The sequence below is a fragment of the Rhizobium sp. P38BS-XIX genome, assembly GCF_012641435.1.
Lineage (GTDB): Bacteria > Pseudomonadota > Alphaproteobacteria > Rhizobiales > Rhizobiaceae > Rhizobium.
Genome location: NZ_JABAIJ010000011.1, coordinates 163,748 through 183,743, shown reverse-complemented (window position 1 = coordinate 183,743; position 19,996 = coordinate 163,748). Strand labels below are relative to the sequence as shown.

Annotated in this window: 11 protein-coding genes and 3 pseudogenes; all 14 read left to right on the top strand. The window is 55.9% G+C overall.

Translation table 11 applies throughout. The features are described 5' to 3' along the window. The first annotated feature begins 9 nt into the window (after positions 1–9). The 14 genes and pseudogenes from HGP17_RS27870 (at position 10) to HGP17_RS27805 (ending at position 19,967) form a co-directional block, all read left to right on the top strand. Positions 10–1,179: a hypothetical protein gene (locus HGP17_RS27870; protein WP_168814077.1), complete on the top strand. Its 1,170-nt coding sequence runs from the start codon at positions 10–12 to the stop codon at positions 1,177–1,179. 24 nt (positions 1,180–1,203) lie between these two features. After that, entirely contained in the window at positions 1,204–1,866 is a 663-nt protein-coding gene (locus tag HGP17_RS27865) for an FkbM family methyltransferase (protein ID WP_168814075.1), read from the top strand. Positions 1,867–1,917: 51 nt separating this feature from the next. Beyond that, the gene (locus HGP17_RS27860; RefSeq protein WP_168814073.1) at positions 1,918–4,347 is read left to right on the top strand and encodes a glycosyltransferase; all 2,430 of its coding nucleotides are present in this window, start codon (positions 1,918–1,920) and stop codon (positions 4,345–4,347) included. 1 nt (position 4,348) lies between these two features. After that, complete coding sequence (locus HGP17_RS27855; protein WP_168814071.1) at positions 4,349–4,660, top strand: H-type lectin domain-containing protein; 312 nt, start codon at positions 4,349–4,351, stop codon at positions 4,658–4,660. Between the two features lie 1,582 nt (positions 4,661–6,242). Then, positions 6,243–6,629, top strand: a complete 387-nt coding sequence (locus HGP17_RS27850) for a transposase (protein ID WP_205926156.1) — start codon at positions 6,243–6,245, stop codon at positions 6,627–6,629. Then, positions 6,626–6,939: pseudogene (gene tnpB / locus HGP17_RS27845) on the top strand (IS66 family insertion sequence element accessory protein TnpB); the annotation flags it as partial. The gene HGP17_RS27850 and the pseudogene tnpB, both read left to right, overlap by 4 nt. Before the next feature lie 108 nt (positions 6,940–7,047). Further along, a pseudogene (locus HGP17_RS27840) lies at positions 7,048–8,617 on the top strand (IS66 family transposase). Between the two features lie 105 nt (positions 8,618–8,722). Beyond that, positions 8,723–9,028: a hypothetical protein gene (locus HGP17_RS27835; RefSeq protein WP_168814067.1), complete on the top strand. Its 306-nt coding sequence runs from the start codon at positions 8,723–8,725 to the stop codon at positions 9,026–9,028. Positions 9,029–9,484: 456 nt separating this feature from the next. After that, positions 9,485–10,233, top strand: a pseudogene (locus HGP17_RS27830) (IS5 family transposase). A gap of 515 nt (positions 10,234–10,748) precedes the next feature. Further along, positions 10,749–11,762 carry a cellulose biosynthesis protein BcsN gene (bcsN, locus tag HGP17_RS27825; RefSeq protein WP_168814065.1) on the top strand — a complete coding sequence of 338 codons (1,014 nt, stop codon included), beginning with the start codon at positions 10,749–10,751 and terminating at the stop codon, positions 11,760–11,762. 57 nt (positions 11,763–11,819) lie between these two features. After that, the gene (bcsA, locus tag HGP17_RS27820; protein WP_168814057.1) at positions 11,820–14,003 is read left to right on the top strand and encodes a UDP-forming cellulose synthase catalytic subunit; all 2,184 of its coding nucleotides are present in this window, start codon (positions 11,820–11,822) and stop codon (positions 14,001–14,003) included. Beyond that, positions 14,003–16,507: a cellulose biosynthesis cyclic di-GMP-binding regulatory protein BcsB gene (locus HGP17_RS27815; RefSeq protein ID WP_168814055.1), complete on the top strand. Its 2,505-nt coding sequence runs from the start codon at positions 14,003–14,005 to the stop codon at positions 16,505–16,507. The genes bcsA and HGP17_RS27815 overlap by 1 nt, the downstream gene beginning before the upstream one ends. Beyond that, positions 16,504–17,553, top strand: a complete 1,050-nt coding sequence (locus HGP17_RS27810) for a glycosyl hydrolase family 8 (RefSeq protein ID WP_168814053.1) — start codon at positions 16,504–16,506, stop codon at positions 17,551–17,553. Before HGP17_RS27815 ends, HGP17_RS27810 begins: the two co-directional genes overlap by 4 nt. Beyond that, positions 17,550–19,967: a cellulose synthase gene (locus HGP17_RS27805; RefSeq protein ID WP_168814106.1), complete on the top strand. Its 2,418-nt coding sequence runs from the start codon at positions 17,550–17,552 to the stop codon at positions 19,965–19,967. Before HGP17_RS27810 ends, HGP17_RS27805 begins: the two co-directional genes overlap by 4 nt. Positions 19,968–19,996: the final 29 nt, after the last annotated feature.

Genomic DNA, 19,996 nt, shown 5'->3' with positions numbered 1-19,996 from the left:
TCGACGAAAGTGACTTTCATCTCCCCAGATGCAGCATCCAGCGTCCAGCGAATTCGAGAGCTGGAAATTGAAAATCGACACCTCAAATCACGACTCGCGGCTCTCGCCTTTTTAGGATCCCGCGATCAACAACAGGATAAAGAGCCAGCGGAAACCGAGCACGCAGCTTCGTTTACAGCTGAGTATGCCTTTGATAGTGAGCGCGACACTCTTCTAGCTCACAAAGATGTCTCGTTCGCATCCACTCTGCATATTTTCCATATGGAATATTTTGGTATCAGAGCTGCGGCCGGCAATCTTCCCGGCGCGAAACTTGCTGTTCGCGCGGGGAAGCCTCTATCGCCTCACGCGATCGCAAACATCATCGATACTGTCCAAAGGAAAGGATACAATCGCCTGGTATGGCACGGATATTCAGCCAACATGGATACGCTAGCCAGGCGAGTCGGAGCCTTTAACGGGTTGGAGTCTTATTGTGTATGGCACGGAAACTTCGCGCAGCTAGCCTATAAGGATGAGCGCGCGGCGTTTCAGCGATGGCTTAAGTTGCAAAAAGATGGATTGGTCACTCGAGCGCATATCTTGAAGCAAAATTCTAGCCAGTTTCTTACTAACGGTTTCATTCCCCTCCTACTTAACTTACCGCCAAAATGGAACCATAAAAGGATCTCAGCGCCGTTCTCGATTAAGGACGCCACCACAGCGTTTCTTCCAAGTTGGTCGGACGTTCGAAAAAACTGGCATGCAAACCTCTTGGCTGCAGCGAACACACCGGCAGTGAAAAGGATTCTTTATTATGCTGAGACAACACCGTTATTCTCGCTTGAAAAGCCTACAGATAGCATCAAGTTTGACGTTAAAACACACCTAGAGATTGTGTCATCCGTAGATATAATCTTCAACGCAACACTAATCGATTGCCATCCTATGGTTGATCTGGAAGCGGTTGCTTGTGGTACGCCCTCCGTAACCGCTCGCCTTTTCCTGGACGAACTCGAAAATCACCCGTATGCACGGCTTACGGAAGTTGATAATCCACTGGATGTTGATGCTGTGGCGAGGGTAGCTTCAAATGTAGCAGAGGTCCCGCCTACAGAACTACTAGGTCTAATGAACGATTATTCTTTGAATATTACACGTATAGGCTTGTCCAGATACCGCGATTTTTTGCGGCTGTAACAATATTTACAACGGGGAAACATCATGACGCTTGGGCAAAAAACTTGCTACTCGCACTTCGGCGAAGATCAAATTGTAAGCTTTCTGTTTGGTGAGCAAAAAACTGGCGGCCTTTATTTCGACGTAGGGTGTTATCATCCGTCTCTTTTTTCCAATACGTATTTTTTTTACCAACGTGGCTGGCGCGGCGTCTTGGTTGATGCCAATCCTTTCATGATTAACCTCTGCCGTGCGGAGCGCCCCGAAGACACCGCGCTCAACTTTGCGATCGGTGGTGAAAATGGGATGGCGACCCTATATAAATTTAACGATTGGGGATCGAGCAATACTATCGATCCGAACTTTCGAGATAGCATCGCGACGGGTCAAAACGTCCAAGTGACGGAGACCGTCGATGTAGCAATGATTACTTTGAACTCATTATTCGCATCCTACACTAATGGCCAAGATATCGATTTCCTGAATATTGACATCGAGAATGTTGATTATGTTGCATTGAGTGGAAACGACTGGTCTCTTTTCCGTCCCAAGGTAATAGCAATTGAGGATCTAGGATTTAGACTTAATGAGCCTGAGAATTCCCCAATACACACGTTTCTTAGTGCTCGCAATTATCGCATGGAGGCGCGCGCAGTATACACCTCAATTTATGTCGCTGATGAAGCGCGGTCATCCTTGAATGTCTAGTAACATCTAATCATAGTTAGATATTGATCGCTGATCTAGGGTATTTGATTAATGAAAAAGATTTGCTTCGTCGCTCCGGAGCTTTCGCCTTTTTCCACAGGCGGAATAGGAGTTCTGCTCCACAATCTTCTTGTCGAATACCAAGATGAAGACGTTGAGTTTCACGTTCTCGCGCTCAGAGATTCATCTATAGACAATAATGTCTTCAAGCATATTTTCCCTAAAACGATACTATGGAGATCGGTGGACTTAGTTCAGACCACTACAGATCCGGCTTTGAACCCGCCGGATTGGGCGTTTACGACCCATCCCTGGCATTATAAATCATATCAAGCTGCGCAAGCACTAAAAGCCATTGCCGCGCTGGGTAATGCTTTCGATGTAATCGAGTTTCCTGATTGGGGTGGTTTGGCGTTCTGCGCTATTCAGGAAAAGCTCCTCGGGAATCTTGGGGGAGCCCTGCTCGCGGTACGATTGCACAGCACCGATTCTATCTTACGCGCGGGCCAGCCGGTGATAGGCGGTCACGCAGCGGCGAATCTGGCGGACCTAGAACGAAAATCTCTACTAGACGCTGATCTGGTCGTCGCTCATCTCGCTTCAATTGCAAGAGCTACCCAACAGCACTTCGGCTTTTCCACTAAATGGTTGTCAGCGGTCAGAATTGACGCACCTCCCATCCCAATGAAATCGGCGACTAAATCAATCAGGTTTGAAACCACTACGGATATCTGTTTTCCCAGCAAGATACAGGCTCTGAAGCGCCCGGACGTATTCCTCAATGGCGCCTTAGCATTCATGCGCTCACATGTCGAATACACGGGAAACATCCTGTTCTTAGCTCACCCATCGGACGAGGACCTGCGTCAACAGCTTTCCGACAAAATTCCGGTCAAGTTTGCTGAAAGGGTCACCTTCCTTTTCGATGCGCCTTCATCTGTGCGAGCATCCATTATTGAAAGATCGATTTCGATATTTCCGTCTCCGTTTGAGAGCTTTTGCTTGGCTGCTTATGAAGCATCAATGCACGGCGGCTGGGTAGCACTGAATAAAGAGAACCCGGCATTTTCGGACGCCACTATCTGGGAAGACGGTACTAATTGCTTGAAATTCGATGGCACGTCTCTCGGGCTGGCGGAGTGCTTGGAACTTGCCTGGAGCCAACGCGCAGAACTCCAACTCCGTTCTGTGTCTCACAGTGCAGCGAAACAACCGTATTGGATGAAACTTCCAAACCGAAAAGCGAAAGTCTCGTCTGAGGTCAAGACTCAAAGAACGCCGCTAGTATCGGTAGTTGTGCCTTATTTCAACATGGGAAGGTATATTCACAGAACGCTAGAATCTGCCCTCGCCTCAACGTATGCGAATATGGAGATTGTTCTCGTTGACGATTGCTCTACAGATCAACACAGCCAAATGGTCCTCGACAAGATTCGACAGGCTGATCAGTTCGACTGTGTGAGGGTTGTTTCGGCACCGACCAATGTCGGTCTTTCAGGTGCGAGAAATCTTGGCATTCGTCAAGCCCGCGGCGAATTCATTCTTACACTCGATTCCGATGACCTTATCCGAAGTGATTTCATCGAGACGGCCGTGGGGGCGCTCTTGAAGAATCCAGACTACTCTTTGGTCGTCCCGCAGACAGCCTTCGTGACCGAAGAATCCTCCAACTCTGAGATGACAGTGATAGACTATGCGCTATTCATCGGGGAGGCTATTCGCGGCGGTACGATGGCCAATCGATACTCCACCGCCACCAGCTTGGGAAGGCGCGAGCTATACGCTGAATTCCCTTATGACGAATACCTAAGCTCTTACGAAGATTGGGACTTCTACGCTCGCGCGGTTCGGGCCGGGAAAAGGTTTATCGTCGCAAGTGACATCTATTTCTACTATAGACGCCGCGCGGGCTCTATGATCGCCGAGAATACGCGGCATCGGCACATCCGGAATTTATCAATTATAAGGTCCAAGCAACTGCTTACTGCGGGCCATGCGGCGATAGACCTCAACATCATGACAGATTCCGAAGCATCTTATAACACTGAGCTCGACAGACTCTCAGGTATCGGTACGATGCGCGTGGACGGAAACTCAGATCAAAAAGACCAGTATATCCGGATGCTTCGCGGTCAGATCGCTCATCAGGATATTCTCCTGAAGGATGCCAATACGAAGCTTTCCAGCATACAAGAGACCGTTGAGGCTTGGCGGTCGGCTGGCGCTGCCAACAAGGGAAACGCTCGATCAGAGGCTACCAAGATTAATCGCAAAAAACGTTCTTTATCATGGCCTCTGGGCGGCTGGTATAGCAATGCAAAAATACGGAAATCAATTCGTGAACTTATGCGAAGCGGTGAGTTCGATGCAAAGTGGTATCTAGCGAACAATCCGGACGTGGCCGCAGCGGGAATGGACGCCGCTTTGCATTATTTGAAGTATGGGCGGAATGAGGGCCGATTAGGCCGCCCCGGAGATTAGAATGTTATTTAAAAACAGCATCCAAGGCGGAAAGACTGAGCTTTATTCTTCGGAAGAAGGCTGGACCTTATCGGAAGGTAACGGCGATAGATCGTTTTGGAAACGCATTGTCTTCGACCGAGAATTTATGCACACACCTTTCGTTACAGCATCCCTCTCAGGAATTGATGCGTCTAAGGACAATAACCTCAGACTAGTCCTTCAACCGCATAACGTGACGCCATTTGCTTTTGATCTCGAAGTGAGGACATGGGCTGACACAACAATCAGCTATGTTGCTTTAACCTGGATGGCTTACGAGATCATCGGTTAACGAGCTGAGCGCACGTCCCGAGGATATAAGCGTCGCTTTAGAAAAGATTGGAAAGATGCCTCAGCTGAGCGATCAGAGAATCGCCTCTATGATGGCCACTGAAGCGACCATCATCCTGGGCTGCGCAATCTTTTGGTTAGCGAGGAAGTGCTCACTCATCTGAATATCGTAAAAGACGTTCGCGAGCTGCTAGGCTCTGTTGACAAAGTTCAACGAGCTGGCCGCATATTAAACGCTGCTTCGATTTCGGCAAATGTATCGGTGTGTCGTTCGCGTTGACGTAGGAGATACTCGGAGTGCCTTTTCGCGAATGCATCGACCTCACCAAGCTCTGCTGGGTAAGCCTCCCCCACGCTTTCAAAGAAGAACCCGTATCGCACCAGCCTTTCGACTTTATCCCACTGTTTGATGTCTGACATTTTCGGGGCTTTGAATTTGCGATTGAGACCGATGCTTGGTCCGCCACAGTTAGGGCAGGCCAAGACCGCATCGGGCCGTGATGCTCGCCTAAAGCTCTTCCGGCACTGGAAACACGCATACGGAGGAAGATATTGTGGCGAAGGCGTTTCGTTGCGAACCATAGCTGTCTCGGGTAACTTTTGCATCGTTCTTTCAAACGCTAGCAATCTAATGATTCGTATCCCACCGAAAAAATGATTCAAGCCTTCCTTTTAGGAGGCGGTCTTGACAAGAGGCGATGTTGGCGACGCGAAATAGAGGATCATTGAGGCGCTATTGCCGAGCTCCGGGTTGGGTGCCCTTGGCGCGATTTCATGAGCGCTACGGCAAGTGGAATTCAGTTTACGTGCGCTTCCGTCGCTCGGCTGAAAAAGGCGTGTGGGACGCCCTCCTTGAGACCCCGTGGAATTGGGGCTGGCGGACGACTGGCAACACATGATCGATAGCACCACTGTTCGTGGCCACTCTCAAGCTGCGGGCGCTAAAAGGGGCTTACCAGGAGGCTTTTGGTCGATTACGCGGCGGCTTTACGACGAAGATCCACGCCCGCGCAGACGGTCAGGGACGCCCTCTCGGCTTTATCCTGACCGGCGGAGAGGCTTCGGATTACAGTGCCGTTCCCGATCTACTGGCAATACCTGTCGCAAACCGAGGTTACTTCTCTCCGACAAAGGGTATGACGGCAATTTCCTGCGCTAGGAACTGCTGATCCATGGGATCAGACCTGTCATTCCTCCGAAGGCTAACGGGAAGAACCCGCATCCGTGCGACTTTCGAGCCTACAAGGATCGAAACCGCATCGAACGGATGTTCAATCGGCTTAAATAGTTCCGTCGAGTCGCGACACGATACGATAAGACCCGAAAATCCCTCTCGGCATTCCTTGCATTCGCCGCCGCTAAAATCTGGCTGCCGTACTTTGTCACCAGAGCCTAGCAAGGGGTGGACTAAAACATCGCAGGGCATGAGACCACCAATGCTTCTTCTCTCTGTTGTTAAGAACTCCGAAAACTCCACTCAGCATTGAATAGTCGGTAATCCGTAGCCGGTGTTCTGCCCCCACATTGCTCGCTGTCGCCTGATCTGTGATCGACATCCATGAATGAAGTACGGGAGTTTCTCCATGGAAACTACATTGGAGTTTCTCACAACGAGGGAGCCTGGACGTGCGGTTCACCGACATTGGCCTGATGAGGTCAAGGCGAAGATCGTTTCGGAGAGCCTGAGGCCTGGCACGAAAGTCAGTGAAGTTGCGCAGCGCTATGGATTGCGAGCCAAAAGCCTCTTCACTTGGCGGACGATGGCGCGGCAGGGCAAGCTGATCCTGCCAGCACCGCAGGATGCGGTAGAGTTCGCGGCGGTTATCGTCGATCCGCCAGTTTCGGAACCTCCACCTAAAGCGGTTGGTCGCCCTGAGATCGTCCTGGGTCCCGTTACGATCCGCCTTGAGGAAGGTGCCTCTGTGGCCAGGATCGCGGCCATTGCGCGTGCCTTGGCCGCAGCGACATGATCTTTCCGTCGAACCGCGTGCGGATCATGGTGGTGACCAAGCCCGTGGACTTTCGTAAAGGTCATGACGGATTGGCGGCGCTGGTAAGAATGAACTGCACAAAGACCCGTTCACGGGAACGGTCTTCGTGTTCCGGTCTCGTAAGGCAGATAGGCTGAAGTTAATCTACTGGGATGGCTCAGGTATCGTCCTTGCCTACAAGCGGTTGGGAGAGCATACCTTTACCTGGCCCGGCATCAAAGATGGGCTGATGACTCTGACCCACACCCAGTTCGAAGCCCTGTTTTCTGGCCTTGATTGGCGGCGGGTTCATGCGGCCAAGGCGAGGACGCCGGAGACAATCGAGTATCTGCGGCACGATGACTCAGGGTCGCAGATTCCAAAGGCAAAACGGGCCGGGATTTGATAGATTCCGGCCATGCCTGAGACCGCCGATCTTCCCGATGACGTTTCCGCCCTGAAGGCAATGCTGATTGCGGCGCAAGCACGCGAGGCGGCCAAAGACGTTCAGATCGTCCTTAAGGATGAGCGGATCGAGCGGCTGGAGAAGCGCGGCCTACAAGCAGGCAGCCTTCGGGCGCAAGTCCGAGAAGACCGATGCCGACCAGTTCGATCTGGCGCTGGAAGACCTGGAAACGGCCATGGCAGTGATCCATGCCGAGGATGAGGCGGACGCTCCTGTCGGGAACAAGATCACCAAGCCCCGCGCAATCAATCGCGGCTCCCTTCCGAAGCATCTTCCCCGTGTCGAAGAGGTGATTGAGCCGGAAAGCCTGATCTGTGCTTGCGGCGGTTGTCTGCATTGTATCGGTGAGGATGTCTGTGAGCAGCTGTATGTCGTCCCGGTGCAGTTCCGCGTCATCGTCACCCGTCGGCCCCGATATGCATGCCGTGCCTGCACTGACGGCGTCGTCCAGGCTCCTGCACCAGCACGCCTAATCCAGGCGGGGCTGCCGACGGAAGCGACCGTCGCCCATGTGCTGGTTTCCAAATATGCCGCTCACCTTCCGCTCTATCGACAGGCTCAGATCATCGGCCGCTAGGGCATCGATCTCGACCGTTCCACCCTTGCCGATTGGGTCGGCCGCGCAGCGTTCGAATTGCGCCCCGTCTTCGATGCCCTGATTGCCGACCTGAAGCGCTCGACCAAGCTCTTCATGGACGAGACCCGTGCTCCGGTCCTTGATCCCGACTCGCGCAAGACCAAGACCGGATACTTCTGGACGCTGGCACGGGATGATCGCCCATGGGGTGGGTGTGCTCCTCCGGGCGTCGCTTTCACACACGCCCCCGGTCGAGGAGGCATTCATGCTGAACGGATACTGCAGGGCTTCTCTGGTATCTTGCAGGTCGACGGCTATGCCGGACACAATAGACTGATCGCATCTGACCGTGTCGATGCAGACATTCGGCTTGCCTATTGCTGGGCCCACGCACGTCGCAAGCTGGTGGAGATCACGCGCAACGGCTCAGCACCCATCGCCGAGGACGGCGTCAAACGGATTGGTGAACTGTATCGGATCGAGGCCGAGCTGCGTGGTCTTGTTCCGGACGCTCGTCTTGCGGGGCGGCAGGAACGGTCTGCGCAACTGGTCGCCGATATGCAGGCCTGGCTTGTCCATAACCGTGCCCGTATCGCGGTCAAGTCTCCAATCGGCGAGGCTGTGGCCTACATCGCCAAATACTGGGATGGCCTGAAGCTCTTCTTGTCTGACGGACGCATCGAGATTGACAGCAATACCCTCGAGCGAACCATCCGACCGATTGCTCTCAATCGCAAGAATGCACTCTTTGCTGGGCATGACGCTGGAGCAGAGAACTGGGCGATGGTCGCCTCGCTCATCGAGACCTACAAACTTAATGCGGTCGATCCGCTGGCTTATCTAACCACCACGCTCACTGCCATCGTCAACGGCCATAAGCAGGGCCGGATCGATAAGCTTTTGCCGTGGAATTACCCCGCTATACAATCCAACTCCCACCTTTGAGTGCAGTCGGTCGACTGCAGACATCGGCATCTCAATTTGAACAACGTTACGTATCTTGCAGCATCGACGCCGTTAGCGCGATTCAATTCGGATAAGGGGGAACGGATGAGAAACGCTGATGTAGTCCCGTGGCCGAAGACGCCAGTTTATCCGGTGCTCCATGCCATTGGATTAGCAATGAAGGGTAAGCGCCTTAACCCACGGACTTTGGAAGACCTCCCTGTCGGAAGCGGCACAATTATTCCGGACCACGTATCAGAAGTCATCCACGTTTCGGGCAAGCAGCTAAACCAACGAAAGGGCCAATACAGGATCACCATTGATGGACCGAGATTGTCAGGCCGCTGGATATTCAGCTCCGGCGATTTAGAAAAAGCCGCCCAAGAGGCGCTCCATTCTACAGATCGTTGAGCGAGGCGTCCGCTATCGACCCATAGCGGTCTGCGGCGTTGGCTTTTGATATGGAAATTCGGAGTTATCCAGACACGGTGGGATTAGCACATCGCTTACGGTAATCCGATGTTTGCGAGATGCTTAAAAATTTGCGACCGGAGTGACGATTGTGAAAATTGTAGCTATTGGTCACCTAGCCGGCTAACCCCGACCGTCATGTCGCTCTTGATCTTCTTCGATCTCTTCCATTCGATCGAGGAGTTCGTCTAGCTTCTTCTTGATGCCTGCTTGCTTCCTGTTTTAGAGGATATCTCCGACACGGGTTTCCCCCTTAATGAGGTCGTCCATTTGCAGCTTTTGCCAAGCTCCAAGCAGACACTGGCAAGCACGACCTCTAGGGTGTAAACCTAATCAAGCTATTGATGAAATTATCAGGCTATGATTCACTCCCTGTGCTAACGGGAGTTTTGGACCATGGCAGGAGAATTTTGGCTTGATGATCGGCAGTGGGCGGTGATCGCCCGTCTGCTTCCAACGAACCAGCCCGGCGCTCACCGAACGATGACCGCCGGGTCATTAGCGGCATCATTCATGTTCTGCGATCTGGCTGCCGTTGGCAGGACTGTCCTGCTTGCTATGGACCGGCAACAACCGTTTACAATCGCTTCCATCGCTGGTCTGCCAAGGGAATATGGCGACGGCTGTTCGAAGCCTTGGTGCAAACGACTGATCGCGACACCCATCTGATCGACAGCACCACCGCACAAGCCCATCGCTCGGCCGCTGGCGGAAAAGGGGGGCACAAGTCCAAGCAATCGATCGATCAAGAGGCGGCAGATCGACAAAAATCCATGCTGTTGTCGATCGTCGCGGCCGTCCAATCGCGCTGCGAATAACGCCTGGGCGGCGCGGCGACGCTCCCATGGCCATTCCCCTGCTGGAGACCCTGCCGCCAAGCCGCTTTTGCGCCGCAGATACCGCTTACGACAGCGACGCTTTACGCGACTTCCTCAAAGCCCGTGGCACAGAGCCCATTATTCCCAACAATCCGACACGAAAGCGGATCAAGCCGTTCGATCAAATCGTCCACCGACGTCGAAACATCATCGAACGCGCCTTTTGCCGCCTCAAAGATTGGAGGCGTGTCGCTACCCGCTTATGACAAGCTCATGATCAACTTCACCGCAACATGCTACATCGCGGCAATTGAGTCTGGGGCCTAGAAGGCGCAGCCTTAGAGTTATCCGCCGAAGAATGCACCGATGGTTTTGGAAGAACTCGAGCATTGACCAATCGCACAACTATCTGGGTCGATTATTGTCAATGAATAGAAAGGCTTACCATATCGAGTAAACGCATTTCAGAAGCATTGGAACCGCAATCGATTTGAAGCAGCCGTGCCAGCCAGTGTCTGGGCCAGAGATCTGCGAGCGTCTGGCATCACTTAAGTTAGGCGAGGCAGCGTGGTAGTTGCCGATGCTGTAAAGGTCGTCGGCCATGGCAAGCGCATGGCAGAAAGCGCCTATAAGCGTGCCTCATAGAGGCAGCCGAGCGATTCTCCGAAAAGCGCGTCGCCAAAGCAGCGGTAACGATCCGCAATCGAAACAATGGCCATTAGGTAACCATCCGTTAACCATAATGACCTCTATTTGCTACATCGAATACACGGGCTTGATTCTAAAACTCGTCGCTCTTTTTGCGATGAATGTGAACACCCATAATTGTCGCGATCCGAGAGATGCATTCAAAAAAAGCGGTAGTCTTGATAAGCTTGGCCTGCCTGGGTGCCGGTTGCACGACAACTGGCCAGGTTAGGCAATCGATTGGCGTCGAGACTGTTTCCGCCGAGAAGGCACTCGCTTTTCCGCCTCCGGGTGGGCCGGCAATCGTCAACATCGTCGAAAGCCGGCATGGCAAGGATATCGACCAGACGATCTCCCTTTCCACCTCTTCGTCGGTACCAGGCCAAAACTTTCTCAAGGTGCAATTCCAGGGGATAACAGGGTCCAACCCGGGTCTTGGAAGCCGGCCTTTCTATGCGATAAACGACCGCACGATTGCTCGCGAAATGGCGTCGGCCGTACCCGGTGTTCGGCTAGCGCGATCCGCAACCTTCGTTCAGAACAGTTATGGCCCTTTTGGATACGCATCGGGTCAAAGCAGAACTGGCGATACGTGCCTCTATGCCTGGCAGCAGGTTAAGGCTGGTTTCGCCCCGCCGCAGGAGCAGCGCAATTTCGGCATGGTCCAGGTGCGGGTGCGCCTTTGTGATGCCCATGCGACCGAGCGACAATTGCTGAGCACGGTCTATGGCTACACCATCGCCGGCCATTTCTCCGGAGCCGCACTGAACCCATTCGGCGCACCGCGCGGAGCAGAAGGCGTGCTCGGCAAGCCTGGCGACATGGTTTATCCAGATGCCACGCAGTATCGCACGCCGCCGATTACTATCGGCTATCAAAATCGACCAGCCGCCGCGGCTCGGCCGGTCGTCGTCCGTCGAACCGTAGCGCCACGCGTGCAACAGCAACAGCAACAGCAGCAACAACCTCAGGCGCAGCCCGTCTTGCCGCCGATGATTGGCCCTCGCGTGCCCTTGCCCGACGGGCAGAACGACCCATCGCAGATCAACGGCGCAAGTGGGCAGAGTTCCATGTTGATACAGCCGGCGCCGACAAATACCGCAAGTAATATCATCGTGCCTTTACCGGACTGTAACGGAGAGGCTGCCATAACGGGGGCCTGCCGCTAGGCGGAGTAACCTCGGGGCGCCAGGATGGCGTCTGGCAATACCTTTGAAGGGACATCGATGCACACTGCACGCAGCATCCTGGTTTGGGCCGTGATAGCATTATGCGGGATCGTGCTGATCACGTTGCCGGTCAACCTTCAAACTCAGCTGATTGCCAGTACGGTCGTCGTCACTTTGATGGCGATCATCAAGATCCTCAAGCGTCAGGGAACTTGGCGACTGGTGGCGCTTGCCTTCGGTACGGCCATCGTGCTGCGCTATGTCTATTGGCGGACGTCCTACACATTGCCGCCGGTCAACCAGCCTGAAAACTTCATTCCAGGCCTGCTGCTCTATCTGGCTGAAATGTACAACGTCGCGATGCTGATGCTCAGCCTCTTCATCGTCGCCACCCCTCTGCCACCACGCACCGCGCGTGCGGCAAAGACGCAGCATTTTCCGTCGGTGGACGTCTTTGTGCCGTCTTACAATGAAGACACAAACCTGCTCGCGAACACGCTCGCTTCAGCCAAGGCTATGGATTATCCAGCGGACAAGCTCAGGGTGTGGCTGCTCGATGACGGTGGCACCGCACAGAAGCGAAACTCGACAAAGGTCCTGGAATCACAGGCCGCTATCGCGCGCCACAATGAACTCAAGCAGCTCTGCTCCGATCTTGATGTCGAATATCTGACACGCGAGCGCAACGAACATGCCAAGGCGGGCAATCTCAACAACGGGCTTGCGCATTCCGACGGCGAGTTGATTGCCGTTTTCGATGCCGACCATGCTCCGGCGCGCGATTTCCTGCTTGAGACGGTTGGTTACTTCGAAGACGATCCGAAGCTATTCCTCGTCCAGACACCGCACTTCTTCATCAATCCGGATCCGCTGGAGCGCAATCTGCGCACCTTTGACAACATGCCGAGCGAGAACGAGATGTTCTACGGCATCATCCAGCGCGGTCTCGACAAATGGAACGCGGCTTTCTTCTGCGGCTCGGCCGCCGTGCTCAGCCGGCGTGCGCTTGAATCGCAAAGCGGCTTCAGCGGTGTCAGCATCACGGAAGACTGCGAAACTGCGCTTGCACTTCACGGCGCCGGCTGGAACAGCATCTATGTCGACAAGCCACTGATTGCCGGCCTCCAACCTGCGACGTTTGCCAGCTTCATTGGCCAGCGCAGCCGCTGGGCTCAGGGGATGATGCAGATTTTGCGCTTCCGCTTCCCGCTTCTGAAGCGCGGACTGACGCTCCCGCAGCGTCTTTGCTACATGTCATCGACGTTGTTCTGGCTGTTTCCGTTTCCGCGCGTGACCTTCCTCTTCGCGCCCCTCTTCTACCTCTTCTTCGATCTCGAGATCTTCACGGCGTCCGGTAGCGAATTTCTCGCCTACACGCTGGCCTACATGCTCGTGAACCTGATGATGCAGAACTATCTCTATGGATCGTTCCGCTGGCCGTGGATCTCCGAGCTTTACGAATATGTGCAGACGGTGCACCTCTTGCCGGCGGTCATCTCGGTGATGCTCAACCCTCGCAAGCCGACCTTCAAGGTGACAGCCAAGGACGAGTCGATCGCGGTCAGTCGCCTGTCGGAAATCAGCCGCCCGTTCTTCGTCATCTTCGCAGTTCAGGTCATCGCGCTGGCAGTCACCATCTACCGCATATACGCAGAGCCCTATAAGGCCGACGTTACGCTGGTCGTCGGCGGATGGAATATCATCAATCTCATCATGTCGGGCTGCGCTCTTGGTGTCGTTTCCGAACGTGGCGAGCGGGCTTCTTCTCGTCGTGTGAGAGTGGACCGGCGAAGTGAGTTCGGCATCGATGGCCGCTGGAATTCGGCCTCGATCGAAGACGTCTCGGTTCATGGCGCAAGACTGAATGTCTTCAACAAAGATCTGGAGCCAGTCAAAGTGGGGGCAGAAGCCACCATACGCTTTCAGCCCTATAGCGGGGCGGAAATGGTGAGCCTGTCGGCGATCGTGCGCAACGTCGAGCAGATGGGCGACATCACGGCGGTTGGCTGCCAGTATGTTCCCAAAGGCGCTGCCGATCACCGGCTGATCGCCGATCTCGTTTTTGCCAATTCCGATCAGTGGACGAAATTCCAGCAGGCACGACGTCGAAATCCCGGCATCATTCGCGGAACGATATGGTTCCTCGGCATGTCGCTCTATCAGACCAGCCGCGGCCTGCTCTATCTTTTCAAGGGTGTGGGCTCGGAGAAATCGCAACGGGACGCGAAGGCAAAAAGCTGATGAACCGCATCCTTCCGACGCTTATCGTTCTGCTGAGTGCTGTCGCCGCGCAAGCACAAAGCTCCCCGTTCGACATGTCCGGCGAGCGACCGGCGGGCGAAGCTCCTCCCACTCCGCAAATCACCATTCCACAGACAACGGCGCCGCAAGCCCAGGCGCCTGTCACCGTGACGCCCTCGGTGGCCGCCCCTCAGTCGACAGCTCCCCAGACGGTCGCGCCGCAGACCAATTCGCCTGTGATCGTCACCTCACCCGTTGCCACGCCACAAACTCCCACGGTGCAGACGACGATCCCGGCGGTGCCGGCACAACCGGCCCCACAACCCACGGCACAGGTAAAGCCTGCGATAGACACGGCCGCCGGCCTTCGCCGCTATGTCATCCCGTTTGATAAGATGAGGCTGGAAGGCGAGACGGATCGAAAGTCCTGGTCAATCTATTTGACACCCGAACAGGCAGCCGCACCTGCGAAATTCACATTCGCCTATCAGAACGCTGTGGTCATCGCACCCGAGACATCTCAACTGACCATTCTCGTCAATGACCGTGCAGTCCATCAGCAACAGGTCGGCTCGTCGGATAACGAATCCGATGTCAGCTTCGATATCCCGCGCGGATTGCTGCAGCCAGGCGCCAACTTGTTGACCTTCGAGGTGACGCAGCGCCATCGCGTGGACTGCGACATTCCCTCAACCTACGAGCTATGGTCGGATATAGATCCTGCACGGACGTATATAAGCTTTGCCGGCCGCGACGCCGAGAGGCTTTCGACTACGGATGCGATCCGCGCGATCGGTGTCAACGAGACAGGGAAAACCCAGTTCAACATGGTCGTGCCGGCGCTGGCTCAGCCGGGAACGACCAAGCCGTTGCTTCGGCTTTCTCAGGGCCTGGCGCTCCTGAGCGGCATGCCGAATGAAACGTTTTCTTTCACTACGGATTCGGTGCCAGCCGCAGGTCCCGGCAAGATGACCGTTGTCGTTGGTACACCGGCAGAGCTTCAGCCTGTCTTTGCGGTCCCGGCCGCGGCTCAAAATGGCGCGGTGGCTTCGTTTGCTATAGATCCGCGCAGCGGTCAGCAGCTTCTCCTCATCAGCGGCCCCTCCTGGCAGGCAATTTCATCTGCGATCGATACGGTCGTGTCACCGACCGACCGCGACCCGGAAAGCCGTCGCGACCTGTTGGTCACGCAGCGATGGACGGCGCCGGATGCGCCGCTGATCTATTCGGGGACGAGCCTTACCTTTGAACAACTGGGCGTCAAAACGGCGGAGTTTTCCGGTCGGCGCTTCCACACCAGTTTCAATGTCGCGATACCCTCCGATTTCTACGCAAATGCCTATGGTGAGGCGACGATTCTGCTTGATGCTGCCTATGCCAAGGACGTCAGGCCCGGCAGCCATATCGACGTCTACGTAAATGGCAGCATCGCAACGACGAAGCCGATCACGGCTTCGGGCGGCGGTATCTTCCGACAGCTGCCCATTCGCATCACCATGCGCCATTTCAAGCCGGGACTGAACACGATCACGCTCGAAGCCATGCTGATGGCAAACGAGGATTCTTCCTGCTCCCCAGCGGCGACATCGAGCACGACACCCCGCTTCGCCCTGTTCAATACGAGCCAGTTTCGCGTTCCCGATTTTGCACGAGTTGCGCAGCGCCCCAATCTGGCCGCCTTTGCGGGTACGGGCTATCCCTATAACCGCGAGACGGATGCGACGGCCCTCTTCATCGACCGCGCGGATGTGGACACGCTCTCGGCAACATCGACGCTCCTTGGACAAATGGCGTTGGTGGCCGGCCATCCCATTACATTGGAGCCGATCGCCTCTCCGAACGCCGTCGGAAGTCGCAACGCCCTCTTCGTCGGCTCCATCTCCCAGCTGCCGTCAACAATCCTGACGCAGATGAACATTTCGGCATCGAGCCAGGTCGCCTGGCGCCCACCCGCGCCGGGTCAAGGCGTTACGCCCGAGGCCTCGGTCACGATTGCCGATTGGCGCGATCGTATCAGCGGTGGTCTGCTGCAAGGCCAGATGGAACGCTTCCAGCAGTGGATGCACCGCAATTTCGATATCACCTTGAGCTCGCTGCGCTTCGTTCCAGGTTCAGAACAGGTGTTCACGCCATCCAACGCGAATACGCTGCTGATTGCCCAGGAAGCCAACCCGACCAACGACGCGACCTGGACCGTTATCACGGCGCCAAGCGCCGGAGACCTTCGCACCGGCATCGAGGGAATGACCACGCAAAGTTCCTGGCCGCAAATCAGCGGCCATATCACAGCGTATTCAGGCAAGACAGGGAAGATAGACACCGTTCCCGTCAGTCGTTTCACCTTTGTCATGTCCCAGCCTTGGTCGTTGACGAACTACCGCCTAATTGCCGCCAACTGGCTTTCCAGCAACATCCTCTCCTACGCTTTCCTGTTCGTCGTCGGATCGTTTCTGCTCGGCGTCAGTACGGCGAGCCTCCTCTCCAGGATCGGGCGTCGAGAATGAAGTTCTGGCGCTCCATTCTCGCGGCGTGCACTGCGGTCGTGCTGACCGTCGCCCAACCGGCGATGGCCCAGCGCGCAGCGATCGATCCGCAGGCTTGGGCCGCCTACAAGGCGAAATTTCTGGATGTAAATGGCCGTATTATCGACAACGGAAACGGCGGCATCAGCCACAGCGAGGGGCAGGGTTACGGTCTGCTGCTCGCCTATCTGGCCAACAACCAGGCCGATTTCGAGCAGATCTGGTATTTCACGCGAACCGAGCTTCTGTTGCGCGACGACGGGCTTGCGGTCTGGAAATGGGATCCGACCGTTACGCCACACGTAACCGACACAAACAATGCGTCGGACGGAGATCTGTTGATTGCCTACGCGTTGGCCCTTGCCGGCTCTGCCTGGAACAACAAGGACTATCTGCAGTCAGCAGCAGGAATGGCTAGGGCGATACTGTCCCGGGTCGTAGTAGATGCCGGCGGTCATACCTTGCTCATGCCTGGAGTCGATGGCTATAGCCCTCCGGACCGCAAGGACGGCCCCGTCATCAATCCCTCCTATTGGATCTTCGAGGCGCTTCCGGTGATGGCTTTGCTGGCGCCATCAGATCGCTGGCAGAAGCTGACGGATGACGGACTTGCCTTGCTTCGTTCGATGCAATTCGGCCCTCGCAAGCTTCCGGCGGACTGGGTCAGCCTGCAGGCCAAGCCCGTTCCCGCCAACGGGTTCGATGCGGAATTCGGATACAACGCGATTCGAATCCCTCTCTACCTTGCCCGTGCTGGGATCAAGGACAAGACATTGCTCACGCGCCTGCAACAGGGAATGACCATCGATGGGGACGAACCGGCGACTATTGACCTGGCGACTGGCAGGCCAAAAGACCCGCTTCCGGACCCCGGTTATAGAATTGTTAACGATGTTGTGGCGTGTGTGGTGAGCGGAACAAAATTGTCTGCTTCGGTTCGTCAGTTCGCTCCGTCGCTTTATTATCCGGCCACCTTGCAGCTGTTGAGCCTGGCTTTCGTCATGGAGAAACACCCGGAGTGTTTATAAAATCAACCTTGATCATGGCTTTTCTGGCCCTCGCCGTTGCGGGATTTACGCTCGCCACGAAAGATCTCGACACGCCGGAAGACAAGATCAAGCTCGCCAAGTCCGGCCGCGTTGATCAGCAAGTGATGCTCGCTGGTGACAATACCGCAAATGCCGGCTCGGGGCAGCCGGTCGATCTTCAAAAGCTTGCCGATCACATTCAGGCAACGGCCCCTTCCGCCGTATTGTCCGACAGACCGAATACGCAGCAGCCTGCGGCGGCGACACCATCGACCGAGACCGTGGCTCAAGCAGCTCCTCAGCCGACAACGGCGCAACCTGCACAACAAGCCCCTGCACAACAGCCAGCTCAGACGCAAGCGACTCCGAGTGCGCCGAAGGTCGATGAAAGCGCGCTGCGTTACTTTGCCAGCCGCGGTGACAAGGCCCGTCTTCAGGCAGAGATTACACGCCTGCAGACGCTGTATCCGAACTGGACGCCGCCTGCCGATCCACTCGCCGTTCCGCAAAATAGCGACAAACAGCTCGAAAACATGTGGCAGCTCTATTCCGAGGGTCACTATGCCGAGGTCCGCAAGGCTATCACCGATCGCCAGACCGCCGAGACCGGCTGGCAGCCCCCGGCAGATTTGCTTGATCGTCTGAATATCGCTGAATCGCGCACACGGCTCGTCAACGCGTCCGACCTCAAGCAATATGCGACCGTCATTGAAATCGGCGCCAAGACGCCGAGCCTGCTCACCTGCGCCGACATCGATGTTCTCTGGCGCGTCGCCGAGGCCTTCATTCGCACTGATCGCGCAGCGCGCGGCCAGGATGCCTACAAGTATATTCTGAGAACCTGCACCAATCCGCAGGAGAGACTTGCCACCATCCAAAAGGCCGCAGCACTTCTGCCCTACCAGCCGATGCAGGATCTCCTGGCCCTCGAAAAGCCCGATGGCAATGGCGCGAAAGAATTCGACAGCATCAGGCTCGATCTCGCTCGCCGCTTCGTGGCGCAGGGCAATGACGATGCGAAGCTGACGGTGTCTCAGGATTACCTTTCCCAGGTCGAGCGTGCCGCCCGCAGCCAGGGTCTGGCATCCGATGATTCCCTGCTTGGCTGGTACTATCTGCGCCGCAGCAACTATGCCGATGCCGAGCAATGGTTCCGCGCAGCCCATGAAAAGGAAGACACCGCAGCAATCTCGCAGGGTCTAGCTCTCGTGCTGATCGCGGACAAGAAGCCGCAAGAAGCCGAAGACGTCATGTATAAGTGGCGGAATGAATCAAAGGACGCTATGGCGACCTATCTTGCGGCGACGGCCAATCTGATGGCGTTGCAGCCGCCACCGAGCCTCAGCGAAGAGGTTCTTGGACGGATTGCCGGCGAGATCGTGAAACAGAAGTATGTCCCGACCGCGCAGCAGCTCGGCTGGTTCGCCCGTTCGATGAACCAGCCGCAGGTGGCGGCTCGCTGGTTCGAAACCGCATTGCGCTGGAAGCCCGATGACGAGCCCTCCGCCTATGGCCTTGCGATCACGCGCAATCAGCTGAATGACCGTGCCGGTGTCGCCGAGGTTCAGCGCCTGTGGGCAGGCCGTTCGCAGCGGATTGCCGTGCTCGGCGAGCCGACGCCACGCACGCAGATTTCCGCGCCGCTTCCTTCGCCTAACCAAGTGGTCCAGCAGGTACCGCAGACAACGCAGCCACTACCCCAACCGGGAGCGCTGCAGGCGGCTCCGCAAGTCGTGTATGAGACGGCCCCGCAACAACCCGCGGCACAGCCGTACCAGAACACGCAAATCAACACGCAGCCCGCGGCTCCCGCGCGACGTGCACCGACAACTGAGTACGTCGAGCCCGCTCCGCGTGCCCGAGCGGTTTCCCGGGCCCCGCGGCAGCCAAGTGGGTGCACGACAACCTCCAGCGCCGAATTGCTAACGCCCTCCAGCGCTCTGTCGCGCGGCTGGTGCCTAATGAACATCAACCGCCCGATGGAAGCCGTCGAAGCTTTTGGCGTTGCGCTGAACAATAGCGATGCAAAGTCCCGTGAAGAGGCAGCCTATGGTCAGAGCCTCGCCTATCTGCGGGCCGGCCTTGCCAATAACGCAGCCGTTGCCGCTACCAAGGCGCCGATGAACCACCAGCGCGCGGCAGAGCTGCAAGTTGCCATCCTCTCCGACCGCGCCCTCGCCGCTTTCTCGGCCAAGCGCTACCAGGAAGCACTGCTCTATCTCGATCAACGCGCCCAGCTTCAGCAGGAACGCACGGATCTCATGGTGCTGCGTGGCTACAGCTATCTTAACCTTAAGATGTACGACGATGCCGAGCGTATCTTCACCGCCGTTGCCGCCACCGGCAGCCGTGACGGCAGCCGGGGATTGAGGGATTTGATGCTGGCACTGCATCCGCAGGCGGGGGATTATTGATTGCACGCTGCAGCGGATTTGCGCCCGCA

Coding starts and splice junctions, on each gene's coding strand:
- bcsA (WP_168814057.1), top strand. CDS start 11,820: ATGCACACTGCACGCAGCATCCTGGTTTGGGCCGTGATAGCATTATGC.
- HGP17_RS27835 (WP_168814067.1), top strand. CDS start 8,723: ATGAGAAACGCTGATGTAGTCCCGTGGCCGAAGACGCCAGTTTATCCG.
- HGP17_RS27865 (WP_168814075.1), top strand. CDS start 1,204: ATGACGCTTGGGCAAAAAACTTGCTACTCGCACTTCGGCGAAGATCAA.
- HGP17_RS27815 (WP_168814055.1), top strand. CDS start 14,003: ATGAACCGCATCCTTCCGACGCTTATCGTTCTGCTGAGTGCTGTCGCC.
- HGP17_RS27810 (WP_168814053.1), top strand. CDS start 16,504: ATGAAGTTCTGGCGCTCCATTCTCGCGGCGTGCACTGCGGTCGTGCTG.
- bcsN (WP_168814065.1), top strand. CDS start 10,749: ATGCATTCAAAAAAAGCGGTAGTCTTGATAAGCTTGGCCTGCCTGGGT.
- HGP17_RS27850 (WP_205926156.1), top strand. CDS start 6,243: ATGGAAACTACATTGGAGTTTCTCACAACGAGGGAGCCTGGACGTGCG.
- HGP17_RS27860 (WP_168814073.1), top strand. CDS start 1,918: ATGAAAAAGATTTGCTTCGTCGCTCCGGAGCTTTCGCCTTTTTCCACA.
- HGP17_RS27855 (WP_168814071.1), top strand. CDS start 4,349: ATGTTATTTAAAAACAGCATCCAAGGCGGAAAGACTGAGCTTTATTCT.